Genomic DNA, 14,546 nt, shown 5'->3' with positions numbered 1-14,546 from the left:
ATGAGTCCAATCGTCAGAAGAAAAGGGGAAAAATTCACTCTGCCGAGTAAGTACCTTCTTCTAATCATTACTATTTTGTGCATCTGTATGATGGCGATCACCTTTACGACCGATATTTTTAACGGTTCCCTGGGTGTGTTTGTCGGCTATGTGACGGTGCCTTTTCAAAACGGCATCACGGAAGTAGGAACATGGTTGTCAGACAAATCGGATGAACTGGCGCAGATTCGTGATCTGATCGAGGAAAACCAGCAGCTCAAAGAGCAGGTGGACCAGCTCACAATCGAGAATACGATTCTTCAGCAGGAGAAATATGAACTGAACAATTTAAGAGAGCTGTATCAGCTGGATGATGAATATGAGCAGTATGATAAGGTCGGCGCCCGGATCATCGCCTGGGATGGCGGCAACTGGTTTCATTCGTTTACGATCAACAAAGGAACGGACGACGGACTGGAAGTCGATATGAATGTGATGGCCGGCAATGGTCTTGTGGGAAGGATCGACACGGTAGGTAAAAACTGGGCGAAAGTTACGTCTATTATCAACGATAATTCGAATGTGAGCGGCATGGTGCTCTCGACATCGGACAATCTGATCGTATCCGGCGATCTGGAGTTAATGAGTCAGGGGCTGATCCGCTTCGAACAGCTTGTGGACAGCGACAATCAGGTCGTGGAGGGAGACAAGATCGTCACCTCCAATATCAGTGACAAATATCTCTCAGGGATACTGATCGGTTATATCAGTTCCATGGAGATGGATTCCAACAACCTGACGAAATCAGGCTATGCCACACCGGCGGTGGATTTCCAGCATCTGGAAGAAGTGCTTGTCATTCTCCAGAAAAAACAACAGCCGGAAGAGTAGGAAAGGGGGAGCGTATGAAACGGAAAATTCTGATCGGAGTATGGATTCTTGTCTGTTTCCTGCTCCAGTGCACCGTTTTTCATGCTCTGTCATTTGGCGGGATTATACCCAATCTGCTCATCATACTCACATCTTCCTACGGATTTATGGGAGGAAGAAAGAACGGTCTGATGACCGGTTTTTTATCGGGGCTGCTTCTCGACATCTTTTTTGGGGAAGCGATCGGTTTCTATGCTCTGATCTATATGTATATTGGATACATAAACGGCAATTTTCGCAAAATATTCTTTCCGGAAGACATCAAGCTGCCACTCTGTCTGATCGCTGCCAGCGATCTGGCTTACAATATCTTATGCTATTCTCTGCTTTTTCTGCTCAGAAGCCGTTTCCAGATCGGATATTATTTTATCTATATTATCTTGCCGGAGGTTGTATATACGGTAGGCATTTCACTGATTATGTATCCGGTCATCCTTCGTATCGACCAAAAACTGACAGAACGCGAAAAAAGGAGTGCGAAAAAATTTGTTTGACAGTCTGAAAGACCGGCTTATCGGTATGATTACGTCCCGGACTTTTGTTTTGAGCATATGTTTTACTGTACTCTGCGGCACACTTTTGCATCGGACATTTTCCCTGCAGATTGTGAATGGACAGGAGTATTTAGATAATTTTAAGTTAAAAATACGCAAGGAGCGTTCTATCGCAAGTACACGCGGAAACATTTATGACAGAAACGGAGAACTTCTGGCATATAATGAGCTTGCCTACAATGTAACGATCGAGGATGTTTTTGAGCCGGGAAATGATAAGAATAAAAAATTGAATGAGACGATCATTACACTGATCCGGATCATAGAGAAAAATGGCGACAAGCTGATCAACGATTTCAATATCGTCCTCGATCAGGACAACAATTTTCAATTTACGGTGGAAGGAAAGCAGAAAGACCGGTTTCTCGCAGATATTTATGGCCGCGATACGACAGATAAACTGATCTACAGTGAAAAATCAGCCACGCCGGATGAAGTCATCGATTATCTGGCAGGCACGAAGCGGTATGCGATCGGAGAGTATGCAGACCCCGATGACAAAAAGAGTTTTGTGCCCGGGGAAGGTTACAGTAAGGAAGAGGTACTCAAGATCATCAATATCCGCTTTGCGATGAGCGCCAACAGTTATCAGAAATATATTGCCACGACGGTTGCTTCCGACGTGAACGAGAAGACGGTGGCGGTTGTCATGGAGAACAGTGACGTTCTGGAAGGGGTGGCGATCGCGGAAGATACGGTCAGAAAATATGTGGACAGCGTATATTTTTCGCATCTTCTCGGTTATACGGGAAAGATCTCTCAGGATGAGCTGGCGGAACTGTCGCTGGAAAACAATACGTATGCGGCTACCGATACGATTGGCAAAGCAGGGATCGAGCAGGTTATGGAGACAAAGCTGCAGGGTAAAAAAGGTTCGGAAATCATGTATGTCGATAATCTTGGCAAAGTGATTGAGATTACCGAGCGCACGGAGCCGACGGCGGGCAACGATCTGTATCTGACGATTGACAAGGAGCTGCAAAAAGCGGTCTACAATATCCTGGAGCAGAAGATCGCCGGTATTCTTGTATCCAAACTGGACAACACAAGGCCGGGGCAGGCGAGATCCTCTGCGGGTGTCCGTATCTCTATCTACGATGTATACTATGCGCTGATCAACAATAATATCATTGATATTTCACATTTTGAAAAAAATACGGCGCAGCCTGTGGAACAGGAAGTATATCAGGCGTTTCTGAACAGAAAAGAAGCCATTTTTAACGAGCTGTACGCGGAGCTGACGGAGAAACGCACGCCTTACAAGGAGCTTGCGGAAGAATACCAGGTTTATGAGAGCTATATTGTCACCATGCTCGCCTCAGAGAGTAAGGGAATCCTCCGGGAGAGCGAGATCGATACATCGGATGAAACTTATCAGGCATGGAGGAACGACGAGAGCATCAGCCTTGCGGAGTATTTGAATTATGCGATCGCCATGAACTGGATCGATGTGACGAAAGTCGGGTTAGAAAATAAATATGCTTCCTCGGAAGAGATTTACGAACAACTGATCCAGACGATCTTCGAGGGACTTGACAGCAATACGGAGTTTTCGAAAAAGCTGTACCGTTATATGATCGAAAATGATATGCTGACAGGAAATCAGATCTGTAAGCTACTGATCGAACAGGATATTGTGGAAGTGTCGGAGGGCGAAGAGGAAGGGCTTGCATCGGGACGGATTTCTGCCTATGGGTTTATGGTCAACCGGATCGAAAATCTCGATATTACACCGGCGCAGCTGGCGCTTGATCCATGTTCCGGTTCCTGCGTCGTCACAGATGTAAACAGCGGTGAGGTACTTGCACTTGTCACCTATCCGGGCTATGACACGAACCGCCTGGCCAATGCGATTGATTCCGATTATTATAACCAGCTTCAGAATGATCTGTCCAGGCCGATGTGGAATTACGCCACACAGCAAAAGAGCGCGCCGGGTTCCACTTTTAAGATGGTGTCTGCCGTTGCCGGTTTGGAGGAAGGAGTGATCGGTATCAATGAAAAGATCGGCTGCTATGGTCCGTTTGACAAGATCACGCCGCCGCCCAGATGCTGGATTGTCACGAGCGGCGGAAGCCACGGCCTGTTGGATGTGACAGGCAGTATCGAAAATTCCTGCAACAGCTTTTTCTATGAGCTGAGCTATCGGCTCGGAAGCAAAAACGGCCTGTACGACAGTGACAGAGGATTGGAGACTCTTTATAAATATGCGGATATGTTCGGGCTTTCCGAGACTTCCGGTATCGAAATCTCAGAGTCTGAGCCGGAGCTGTCCGACTTTGATGCTGTCCGGTCCGCGATCGGACAGGGTACGCACAACCTGACGACAGTAGGCCTTGCCCGCTATGTGACAACAGTTGCTAACAGCGGCACCTGTTATAATCTCAGCCTTCTGGACAAGCTGACAGACAATGAAGGCAATGTTCTGGAGGATTATACACCTGAGATACGCAATCAGATCGAGCTTCCGTCTTATGAATGGGATGCTGTTCATCTCGGTATGCGCCGGGTCGTTGAGAGAATGTCCTATTACAGTGATATGCCTGTCAATGTGGCGGGAAAGACAGGTACGGCACAGGAAAACAAAAATCGTGCCAACCATGCTTTGTTTGTGGGGTTTGCCCCCTATGAGAATCCACAGATCGCTATCGCGACCCGTGTGGCGAATGGATATAATTCTGCTTATGCGGCAGAAATTTCCAGAGATGTGTTCCGGTATTACTTTGATCCTGACGAGGAGGAGAATATTCTCACGGGAAGTGCGATCAGACCGGAAGCCGTAGGTACGGCAGGAGACTAAAACTTCAGGAAAGAGGGAAAGGATGAGCAGTCCAGTCATTATCAAGAGCTTTCAAAACGGAATCGCCGTATATTTGGATAATACCCTTGCATTTTCAGCTCTTCTGGAAGAGGTGGGGATGAAGTTCAGAGAGTCCGCAGCGTTCTTTAAGGATGCGCGGATGGCGGTTTCCTTTGAAGGGAGAACATTAACTGAAGAGGAAGAAAAGCAGCTTGTAGAGCAGATCGCGTCAAACTGCCGTCTGCAGATCGTCTGTGTCGTAGGCAAGGATGAAGAAAAAAATCAGACATATGTTAAGGCCATTCATCAGATGGACCAGAGAGAACAAAATGAAGGGCAGTTTTACAGAGGATGCCTGAAGAACGGGCAGGTATTGGAGATAGAGTCCAGTGTGATCATCATCGGAGACGTCTATCCCGGTTCCTCGATCGCAGCGAAAAGAGATATTATCATTATCGGCGGCCTTTACGGGCAGGCTTATGCGGGAGCAGATGGCGAAGAAGGACATTTTGTCGTAGCGCTGGAAATGTCCCCGGAAAAGCTGAAAATCGGTAATGTGAAATATGATACTACGAAAAAGCCGGGCAGATGGCCTATCCGGCCGAAAGTACAACCGAAGATTGCATATGAAAAGGAAGGAAAGATTGTTGTAGAGCCAATTACAAAAGAATTACTAAATATGCTTCCCATCTGACCGGATGCACGGACGTAAATTTAGGGGACAATTAATTTCCAGGAGGTACTCATTATGAGCGAAGTAATTGTCATTACGTCAGGGAAAGGCGGCGTAGGAAAGACCACTACGACCGCAAACTTGGGAACAGGTCTTGCTGCAATGGGAAATAAGGTAGTGCTGATCGATACGGACATCGGTCTGAGGAACCTGGATGTCGTCATGGGATTGGAAAACCGGATTGTATACAATCTTGTGGATGTTGTGGAAGGAAAATGCAGGGTCAAACAGGCGCTCATCAAAGATAAGCGTTACCCTGGACTGTATCTGATGCCCTCTGCGCAGACACGGGATAAATCTGCGGTGACACCGCCCCAGATGATTCGGATGATCCATACGCTGCGGGAACAGTTTGATTATATCATTCTCGATTGTCCGGCAGGGATCGAGCAGGGGTTTCAAAATGCCATTGCCGGTGCCGACAGAGCGCTTGTGATCACGACTCCGGAAGTTTCGTCTATCCGTGATGCCGACAGGATCATCGGACTTCTCGCCGCCAATGAGATCGAAAAGATTGATCTGGTCATCAACAAACTGAAAATTGATATGGTGAGACGGGGAGATATGATGTCCGTCAGCGATGTCTCGGATATCCTTGCCATTCCACTGATCGGGATCGTGCCCGATGACGAAAATGTCGTGATTGCCGCCAATCAGGGCGAACCGCTGGTCGGTAATGCCACTCTTGCGGGACGGGCATACCAGAATCTTTGTCACCGGGTGCTCGGACAGGAAGTCCCTTTCATGAACTTTGAAAAACGGATTTCTTTCTGGACAAAAGTCAGTGGAATCTTTCACAGAAATTAGGGAGGGGCAGGGTATGAAGTTATTACATATTTTCCATAAAAAATCGTCGGGAGAGCTGGCAAAGGACAGATTGAAGATCTTGCTGATCTCGGACAGGATCAACTGTTCGCCGGAAATGATGGACATGATCAAAACGGATATTGCAAGAGTAATATCCAAATATATGAAGATCGATGCAAAAAGTATGGAGATACAGATCACAAAGGAGGCAGCAAGGGGAAGAATTGTCAAAAGTCCGATCCTTTACGCCAACATTCCTATTTTGGATTTAAAACACTAGAGTGAAAGGCAGAAGCGGAGCAGTCTATGTTAAAAAGGTATCGCATCAGAGATTATGATTTTAAACTGGTCATTATGCTGATCGCCATTTCCGTGATCGGGATACTGGCGATCGGAAGCGCACAGAAATCCGTTCAGGACAAGCAGATTATGGGGCTTGTTCTGGGCGTATTTCTGATGATCGTCATCTCGTTGTTTGATTATTCGGCTCTGCTCAATCTTTATTGGATCTTTTACATTATGAACGTAGTCCTGCTTTTACTTGTGGAAGTGATGGGATACAAAGCAGGCGGGGCGCAGCGGTGGTTTACGATCCTGGGAATCCGCTTCCAGCCTTCAGAGCTTGCAAAAATTTTGTTGATTTTGTTTTACGCACAGTTTATTATGAAACAAGGGGAACGGTTAAATTCTTTTCGTGGGCTGGTGAAGACTGTGGCGCTGCTTTTTCCGCCATTGCTCCTGATTTACAAGCAGCCGGATCTGTCGACAAGTATAATGGTCGTGATCATTTTCTGCATCGTTCTGTTTGTCGGTGGGCTGGATTATCGGATCATAGCAGGGGTGCTGGCAGTTGTCGTGCCTTCCATCGTTATTTTTCTGATGATTGTTCTGCAGCCGGATCAGAAACTGATTAAGGAATATCAGCAGACACGTATTCTCGCGTGGCTGCACCCGGCAGAGTACGTCAATGCGGAAGGGTATCAGCAGGCGAATTCGATCATGGCGATTGGCTCCGGGCAGCTCTGGGGCAAGGGACTGAATAATAATATCATTGGTTCGGTGAAAAACGGTAATTTTATCTCCGAGCCACAGACAGATTTTATTTTTGCCATTATCGGGGAAGAGCTGGGATTTATCGGCTCCTGCACGGTGATCGTTCTGTTGTTTCTGATCGCGCTGGAATGCGTGATGATCGCCAGGAAATCGAAAGACACGGCCGGGATGATCATCTGCAGCGGAATGGGAAGTATCATCGGTTTTCAAAGTTATATGAATATTGCTGTTGCCACAGGGCTTATGCCCAATACGGGGATACCGCTCCCGTTTGTCAGTGCGGGACTGACTTCATTGGTCAGTCTGTTTATAGGTATGGGGTTTGTTCTAAACGTTCGACTACAAGGAAAAAATACTAGCATAAAAGTGAGGGACTTACAATGAAAATAGCGCTGATCGCACATGATGCGAAAAAGAAACTGATGCAGAATTTCTGCATTGCCTACAGGGGGATTTTATCCAGAAATGAGCTCTATGCCACGGGAACAACGGGAAGACTCATAGAGGAAGTTACCAATCTGAATATCCATAAGCATCTGGCGGGGCACCTGGGTGGTGCACAGCAGCTTGGTGCGCAGATAGAAAATAATCAGATTGATCTTGTAATCTTTCTGAGAGATCCGCTGACTCCCAAATCGCACGAGCCGAATATCGGAGATCTGTGCAGACTGTGTGATATGCACAATATCCCGATAGCGACCAATCTTGCTTCCGCAGAGCTGCTGTTGAAATCGCTTGACAGAGGAGATATGGAGTGGCGTGAGATCTATAAATAAAAAGAGAGTGGCGGCTGTCTTTGCGATGCTGACGGTATCTTGTATTTTGACCGGCTGTGGGGCAAAGCAGTATGCCTTTACATATGATTCGAGCAGTACGGTCAGCAGCTTTCAGATTACAGAAAACGGGATGGCCGGGCAGGCGCAGCTGTTTGCAGAGGAACTCTGTGTCGCTTCCGCAGATGTTACGGAAGGCGCTTCCGTAGATATGTCGGAGGCCGACAGTGCCGGTCTGTTTGATCTGAATGACGCTGATGTTCTCTATGCGAAAAATATTCATGAAAGGCTGTATCCGGCCAGTCTCACAAAGGTGATGACGGCGCTGGTAGCGCTCAAATATGGTGATCCGAACGATGTGATCACGGTCAGTGCCATCAGCGCAGGCATTACGGAGAGCGGCGCGCAGCTCTGTGGCCTGAAGGCAGGAGATACGCTTACAATGGAACAGGCGTTGCACGCACTTTTGATCTACTCGGCCAACGATGCCGGCATGGCGATCGCAGAACATATTGGCGGCAGTGTAGAGCGGTTTGCAGGAATGATGAATGAAGAGGCACTTGCGATTGGGGCCACGAACAGTCATTTTGTCAATCCGCACGGACTGCATGATGAAGATCATTATGTGACGGCTTATGATATGTATCTGATTTTCAATGAAGCTATGAAGTATGAACTCTTTACGGAGATCATCAGTCTGGATACCTATACGACAACATATTCGGATCGCAGCGGAAATGCCAAAACATTTGACTTTAAGACAACGAATCAGTATTTGCAGGGGAATTATACGGCGCCTGACAATGTTACAGTGATTGGAGGAAAGACCGGAACGACCAGTGCGGCACAGAATTGTCTTGTGCTGCTGTCAAGAGACGGGTCCGGAAACCCTTATATTTCAGTGATATTGCATTGCAAGGAGCGTGGCATTCTCTACGAGAACATGACGGGTCTGCTGTCAGAAATCAATAAATAAAAGGTTGTTTTTTCAGAGTTAATCACTTATAATGGACATAACAAGTTTACTTTAGGAGGGATTGCAATGGTTCAATTAATCGTTGGCAAAAAGGGAAAGGGAAAGACAAAACATTTATTAGATAAAGTGAATAGCGCAGTGAAAGCTGCATCCGGAAATATTGTTTATCTGGATAAGAACTCCAAAAATATGTATGAATTAAACAATAAGATCCGTCTGATCAACGTATCGGACTACCCGATCAACGACTGTGATGAGTTTATCGGTTTTCTCTGCGGCATCATCTCGCAGGATCATGATCTGGAACAGATGTATCTGGACAGTTTTCTTGTAAACGCTCATCTGGAAGATCAGGACGTTACACCAGCGATTGAAAAACTGGAAAAAATCAGTAATTTGTTCCAGGTAGATTTTATGATCAACATTTCCTTGGATGAATCGGAAATTCCCGAGCATTTAAGAGACAAAATCATTGTATCTCTTTAATATATAAATTATAAAGTCAACAATACTTGAAGAAAAAGCCTCTGCCGAAAGTAGACAGAGGCTTTTCATAGTCAATACCCCGCTGCGGGAATCGAGGTGGAATCAATTTGGCAGCCAGGCGCTCCGGAAAAATCAGACAATATCGAAAGCCTTTGAATATCAATCTCGGCATGATCATATTTGGCTGTATCTCTGTCTATATTGTGATCTGTGTCTTCTTATATTTTACTTCCAGTCATATCGTCAGTTATGAGGTAAAAGCAGGTTCTCTCTCCGTAAACAATGTCTATCAGGGAATCGCGATCCGTCAGGAAGAGATCATCGACAGTATTAACTCAGGCTATATCAATTATTATGCAAGAGAAGGCGGCAGAGTGGCGGTAGGCGATCTTGTATACACAATAGATGAGACGGGAGAACTTCTGCAGATGGTGGGAGGCGGCGACCCGGATGAAAACTCTCTTTCCGATACGGATCTGAGTGAATTGAAGACAGAAATTTTAGGATTTACCAATACATTTTCGCCGAGGAACTTCGGAGAAGTGTACGATTTTAAGTACAGTGTACAGGGCACGGTCATGAAACTGGCCAATTACAGGATGCTGGAGAATATCGATGCCCTGAAAAATACAAGCGGAGCAGGACTGGTTGATTCCTGCCGGGCGATAAAAACGGGAATCATTATTTATTCCACGGACGGTTACGAGTCACTGACTCCGGATCAGGTAAAAGAAGCAGATTTTGATACAACGAATTACGAAAAAACCCCTTTGATCAACAACGAGCTGATCAACAAGGGCGATCCGGCCTATAAGATTTCTCTCAGTGAAAACTGGTCGATCGTCATTCCGGTCACGCCGGAACGTGCGGTGGAGCTGGAGAAAGCGGAATATGTCCAGGTGAAATTTCTGAAAAATCAGGATATTTCATGGGGGCAGGTCTTTATTCACCACAACGAGGACGGTACCTATGCGGAACTGCGGTTCAATAATTCGATGCTGACTTTTTGCACGGACCGGTATGTGGATATTGAATTGATCACGGAGGATGAGACAGGGCTGAAGATTCCCAATTCCGCTATCGTGGAAAAAGAATTTTTTCTTGTGCCTGTCGACTATGTGACAAAGGGAGGAAGCAACGGGGCCGATGGCGTCCTGCGTGAAGTTTATACGGAGGAAGGAGAGGCGAGCACGGAGTTTGTGGAGACGCCGATCTATAACTACGATGACGAGGAAAAAGAGTACTATCTGGATGATTCCGTGCTGCGGATCGGTGATTACATCATAAAGCCTGATTCATCAGACAAATATGCCGTCAGCAAACGGGGAAAACTGATCGGGGTTTACAACATTAACAAAGGATATGCCGATTTCAAACAGATCAATATTCTATATGACAATGAGGAATATTCGATCGTGGAGTCAGGGACTGCCTATGGTCTGAGTGTGTATGATTATATCGCGCTTGATGCTTCCAGTGTGGAGGAGCACGACATCATCAACGAGTAACAGGAGACACAAACAGGAGTATGACATATGATAGCTGATAATATCGCAAAGGTGGAAAAGAACATTGACAGAGCGTGTGAAAACGCAGGACGGGACAGAAGCGAAGTGACGCTGATCGCGGTCAGTAAGACAAAGCCGCTCTCCCTGCTGCAGGAAGCGTACGCGTGCGGATGCAGGGACTTTGGGGAGAATAAAGTACAGGAACTGACAGAAAAATACGAGTGTATGCCGAAAGATATTCACTGGCATATGATCGGGCATTTGCAGAGAAATAAAGTAAAATACATTGTCGGAAAAGTGTTTTTGATTCACAGTGTGGATTCCCTCCGGCTCGCGGAGGAGATCAGCAGAGAGTCCGTAAAAAAACAGGTGATCACTTCCATTTTGCTGGAAGTCAACGTCGCAAAGGAAGAGACAAAGTTTGGTCTGGTCACTTCAGAAGAAGTGATTTCTCTTGTCCGTCAGGCTGCCGTACTCCCGGGAATTGCCATAAAAGGTCTGATGACGATCGCCCCCTATGTGGAAGATCCGGAAGAAAATCGTCAATATTTTCAGGCCCTGCGGCAATTATCTGTTGACATAATGCGGAAAAACATTGATAATGTGAGTATGAATGTTTTATCAATGGGAATGACAGGGGATTATGAGGCGGCTGTCGGTGAAGGTGCGACTTATGTTCGTGTGGGCACCGGGATATTTGGAGAAAGAGACTATGTGCAGACCACCATATGATTAAGAATAGGCAAATAGTAAGGAGATAACTGCAATGGGAGTTATGGACAAGTTTTTAAATTATATGAAACTCACCGAAGATGACGACGATGATTACTATGATGATGATTATTATGATGATGAACCGGAAGAAAAACCTGTAAAGAAATCAGTTCCCATGAAAGAGACGCTCAGAGAAGAACAGGAAGAGCGGCCGAAGAAAGTGTCATCTAAAGTAACGCCAATGCGCCAGTCTCCGAAAAAAATAATGGGAAATGGCATGGAAGTATGTGTGATCCGGCCAACTTCCGTGGAAGATGCGCGGGAAATTACGGAAACTCTTCTTGCAAACAGAACGGTCGTGCTGAATCTGGAAGGTCTGGATGTGGACATCGCCCAGCGTATCATTGATTTTACGTCCGGTTCGACGTTTGCGATCAGCGGGAATCTTCAGAAAATATCACATTACATTTTTATCGTAACGCCTGCAAGTGTGGATATTTCCGGCGATTTTCAGGATATTATCAACGGTACGTTTGACGTTCCGGCTTTTTAAATACATAGAGATGATAGGGCTTCCTGTACATTACAGGAAGTTCTTTTTCCGCAAAGGGCAGGGGAAATTTACAGACTTACAGACAGGAGAAGACAGATGAAACGGATAACGGTGGCGGTTCCTTCCGGTGTGAATTATGATATTGTGATCAGAGATGATTTCCGGGCTCTTCCCGGAGAACTGGAAGTATTTGACGTTGCCTCCAGAAAACTCTGTATTGTAACAGATTCCAATGTGGGAAAACGATATGCGGACGAGTTGCTTGATCTGTTGAGACCGCATTGTCAGGCAGTTCATGTGTTTGTATTTCCGGAGGGGGAAGCGTCCAAGAATCTGTATACAGTCCAGGATGTATACCGTTTTCTGATCGAACATAAATTTGATCGCAAAGATCTGCTTCTGGCGCTTGGCGGCGGAGTAGTCGGTGATCTGACCGGATATACGGCGGCGACTTATCTGCGTGGCATTAATTTTATCCAGATCCCCACGACTTTGCTCTCACAGGTCGACAGCAGTATCGGCGGCAAGACAGGGGTGGATTTCGACCAGTATAAAAACATGGTGGGCGCGTTTCATATGCCTCGTCTTGTATATATGAATCTGTCGGTGCTGAAAAGTTTGGACGACAGACAGTATGCCAGCGGTATGGCAGAAATTCTAAAGCATGGATTGATCAAAAATGTGGCATATTATGAATGGCTGATCGGGCATTTTACACAGATCAATGACCGGGAGATGGATGTGGTCGAGGAAATGATCTATGAGAGCTGTCTGATCAAAAAAGGAGTGGTGGAAAGAGACCCGAGGGAACAGGGGGAGCGTGCGCTGCTCAATTTTGGACACACGCTCGGGCACGCCATAGAGAAGTATAAAAACTTTGCAATGCTGCATGGGGAGTGTGTGGCGCTTGGCTGTGTGGCGGCCGCTTATATTTCCTGGAAGAGAGAAATGCTGTCCATGGAGGAATATTATGAAATCAGAGACATGTTTGTGCCCTTTGGACTGCCAATCTCCTTTGAGGATGTCGATCTGACACAGGTGCTTGCCTTTACAAAGTCCGACAAAAAAATGGAACAGGGAAAAATTAAATTCATCCTGCTGCAAAAGACGGGCAGGGCGGTCATCGACAATACGGTGACGGAAGAAGAAATGCTGGCTGCACTGCGTGAGATCAATTACAGCGGAGAGGAAGAAGAATGAAGAAGCAAAAAAAACGGTTACTTTTGAAAGACGTGCTGGGAATGTTTCTTTTGATTATGGCGGACCAGTTGACCAAATATATTGCAGTCGTTCATTTGAAAGACAAGCCTGCCATCTCGATCATTCCGGACGTGCTGGAACTCAGCTATCTGGAAAACAGAGGTGCTGCTTTCGGGATGCTTCAAAATCAGAAAATATTTTTTGTCTTTGTGGCGGTGATTATTCTCGCTGTCATTGGATATGTGCTCTTTAAGATGCCGGAGAAGAAGAAATATGCGGCGCTGCATGTGCTGCTTGTGTTGATTGCTTCCGGCGCTGTCGGTAATCTGATCGATCGTCTCCGTCTCGACTATGTGGTAGACTTTATTTCTTTTGTCCTTATTCATTTTCCTATTTTTAATGTGGCCGATATTTATGTGACGGTAGCGACAACGATTCTTGTCTTGCTGCTCTTATTTTATTATAAAGAAGAAGATCTTAATTTTATGAGTTTCAAACAGACAAAATACAGGGAATTAAAATAACATGGAAGTGTTTACATTCCGCGTGACGGAAGATATGGAGGAAGTGCGTATTGATAAGTGTCTGTCAATGTTGATGGATACGATTTCCCGCACTTATATCCAGAAATTGGTCAAAGAGGAACAGGTGCTTGTGAGCGGTGTCCCGGTAAAGGCAAATTATAAGGTAAAGGCAGACGATCTGCTGCAGATCACCGTTCCGCAGGCAATGGAGCCGGATATTGTTCCGGAGGCGATGCCGCTTGACATTCTCTATGAAGACAGTGATGTACTTGTCATAAACAAACCGAAGGGGATTGTCGTGCATCCTGCCCCAGGTCATTACAGCGGCACGCTCGTCAACGGGCTGCTGTATTATTGTAAAGACTCATTGTCCGGTATCAACGGGGTACTGCGTCCAGGCATCGTTCACCGGATTGACAGAGACACGACGGGTTCTCTGCTCGTATGTAAAAATGACTTTTCCCATGCCAGTCTTGCCGGGCAGTTAAAAGCGCATACGATTACGAGAAAATATGCCGCCATCGTTCACGGCCGTCTGCAGGAAGCGGAGGGAACTGTCAACGCGCCGATCGGCAGACACCCGGCGGATCGAAAAAAGATGGCTGTCAATGCAAAAAACGGCAGGGAGGCTGTGACGCATTACCGGATACGGGAGCGCTTTCAGAAATATACGTATATTGAATGTATGCTGGAGACAGGCCGCACGCATCAGATCCGCGTTCACATGGCAAGCATCGGCCATCCGCTTCTGGGAGACGAAGTGTATGGGCCAGGCCGGAAAAGTGGATTTGCCTTGCAGGGTCAGACACTTCACGCGCAGGTGTTGGGCTTTGCTCACCCAAGAAGCGGAGAGTATATTGAGACACAGGCGCCGCTGCCGGAATACTTTACACAGTTGCTCCATGTCCTGAAGTAGTCGGAGAATTGTCACAGAACGTGACAAATGCCTGCTTTTG

The 14,546-nt window shown here is 46.3% G+C and carries 16 protein-coding genes; all 16 read left to right on the top strand.

The features are described 5' to 3' along the window. The 16 genes from mreC to V1224_08675 all read left to right on the top strand — a co-directional run bounded on the left by mreC (position 1) and on the right by V1224_08675 (position 14,506). Positions 1-870 (top strand): rod shape-determining protein MreC, encoded by an 870-nt coding sequence (gene mreC, locus V1224_08750; protein ID WWR14596.1) that lies wholly within the window; start codon positions 1-3, stop codon positions 868-870. A gap of 14 nt (positions 871-884) precedes the next feature. After that, positions 885-1,403: a rod shape-determining protein MreD gene (mreD, locus tag V1224_08745; GenBank protein ID WWR14595.1), complete on the top strand. Its 519-nt coding sequence runs from the start codon at positions 885-887 to the stop codon at positions 1,401-1,403. Then, complete coding sequence (locus tag V1224_08740; protein ID WWR14594.1) at positions 1,396-4,263, top strand: penicillin-binding transpeptidase domain-containing protein; 2,868 nt, start codon at positions 1,396-1,398, stop codon at positions 4,261-4,263. The genes mreD and V1224_08740 overlap by 8 nt, the downstream gene beginning before the upstream one ends. Before the next feature lie 22 nt (positions 4,264-4,285). Beyond that, complete coding sequence (locus V1224_08735) at positions 4,286-4,957, top strand: septum site-determining protein MinC (GenBank protein WWR14593.1); 672 nt, start codon at positions 4,286-4,288, stop codon at positions 4,955-4,957. A gap of 54 nt (positions 4,958-5,011) precedes the next feature. Further along, positions 5,012-5,803, top strand: coding sequence for a septum site-determining protein MinD (gene minD / locus V1224_08730; protein ID WWR14592.1), 792 nt, complete (start codon positions 5,012-5,014; stop codon positions 5,801-5,803). 13 nt (positions 5,804-5,816) lie between these two features. After that, the gene (gene minE / locus V1224_08725) at positions 5,817-6,083 is read left to right on the top strand and encodes a cell division topological specificity factor MinE (protein WWR14591.1); all 267 of its coding nucleotides are present in this window, start codon (positions 5,817-5,819) and stop codon (positions 6,081-6,083) included. A gap of 26 nt (positions 6,084-6,109) precedes the next feature. Continuing rightward, a complete protein-coding gene (locus tag V1224_08720; protein WWR14590.1) occupies positions 6,110-7,240 on the top strand; it encodes an FtsW/RodA/SpoVE family cell cycle protein in 1,131 nt (376 codons plus the stop codon). Then, positions 7,237-7,632 carry a methylglyoxal synthase gene (locus tag V1224_08715; GenBank protein ID WWR14589.1) on the top strand — a complete coding sequence of 132 codons (396 nt, stop codon included), beginning with the start codon at positions 7,237-7,239 and terminating at the stop codon, positions 7,630-7,632. The genes V1224_08720 and V1224_08715 overlap by 4 nt, the downstream gene beginning before the upstream one ends. After that, positions 7,616-8,605 (top strand): D-alanyl-D-alanine carboxypeptidase, encoded by a 990-nt coding sequence (locus V1224_08710; GenBank protein ID WWR14588.1) that lies wholly within the window; start codon positions 7,616-7,618, stop codon positions 8,603-8,605. Before V1224_08715 ends, V1224_08710 begins: the two co-directional genes overlap by 17 nt. Positions 8,606-8,671: 66 nt before the next feature. After that, the gene (locus V1224_08705) at positions 8,672-9,091 is read left to right on the top strand and encodes a twitching motility protein PilT (protein WWR14587.1); all 420 of its coding nucleotides are present in this window, start codon (positions 8,672-8,674) and stop codon (positions 9,089-9,091) included. Positions 9,092-9,198: 107 nt separating this feature from the next. After that, positions 9,199-10,599 (top strand): HlyD family efflux transporter periplasmic adaptor subunit, encoded by a 1,401-nt coding sequence (locus tag V1224_08700; protein WWR14586.1) that lies wholly within the window; start codon positions 9,199-9,201, stop codon positions 10,597-10,599. Positions 10,600-10,626: 27 nt separating this feature from the next. Beyond that, positions 10,627-11,331 (top strand): YggS family pyridoxal phosphate-dependent enzyme, encoded by a 705-nt coding sequence (locus V1224_08695; GenBank protein WWR14585.1) that lies wholly within the window; start codon positions 10,627-10,629, stop codon positions 11,329-11,331. Between the two features lie 34 nt (positions 11,332-11,365). Beyond that, entirely contained in the window at positions 11,366-11,866 is a 501-nt protein-coding gene (locus tag V1224_08690) for a cell division protein SepF (protein ID WWR14584.1), read from the top strand. A 96-nt stretch (positions 11,867-11,962) separates the two neighbouring features. Beyond that, positions 11,963-13,066 carry a 3-dehydroquinate synthase gene (gene aroB, locus V1224_08685; GenBank protein WWR14583.1) on the top strand — a complete coding sequence of 368 codons (1,104 nt, stop codon included), beginning with the start codon at positions 11,963-11,965 and terminating at the stop codon, positions 13,064-13,066. Continuing rightward, on the top strand, positions 13,063-13,590 hold the full coding sequence (gene lspA, locus V1224_08680; protein ID WWR14582.1) for a signal peptidase II: 528 nt from the start codon (positions 13,063-13,065) through the stop codon (positions 13,588-13,590). The genes aroB and lspA overlap by 4 nt, the downstream gene beginning before the upstream one ends. 1 nt (position 13,591) lies before the next feature. Continuing rightward, complete coding sequence (locus V1224_08675) at positions 13,592-14,506, top strand: RluA family pseudouridine synthase (protein ID WWR14581.1); 915 nt, start codon at positions 13,592-13,594, stop codon at positions 14,504-14,506. Positions 14,507-14,546 lie beyond the last annotated feature (40 nt).

The organism is Lachnospiraceae bacterium JLR.KK008 (assembly GCA_037015955.1).
GTDB lineage: Bacteria > Bacillota > Clostridia > Lachnospirales > Lachnospiraceae > VSOB01.
The sequence above is the reverse complement of the archived record's forward strand: the minus strand, read 5'-3'. Positions and strand labels throughout refer to the sequence as shown.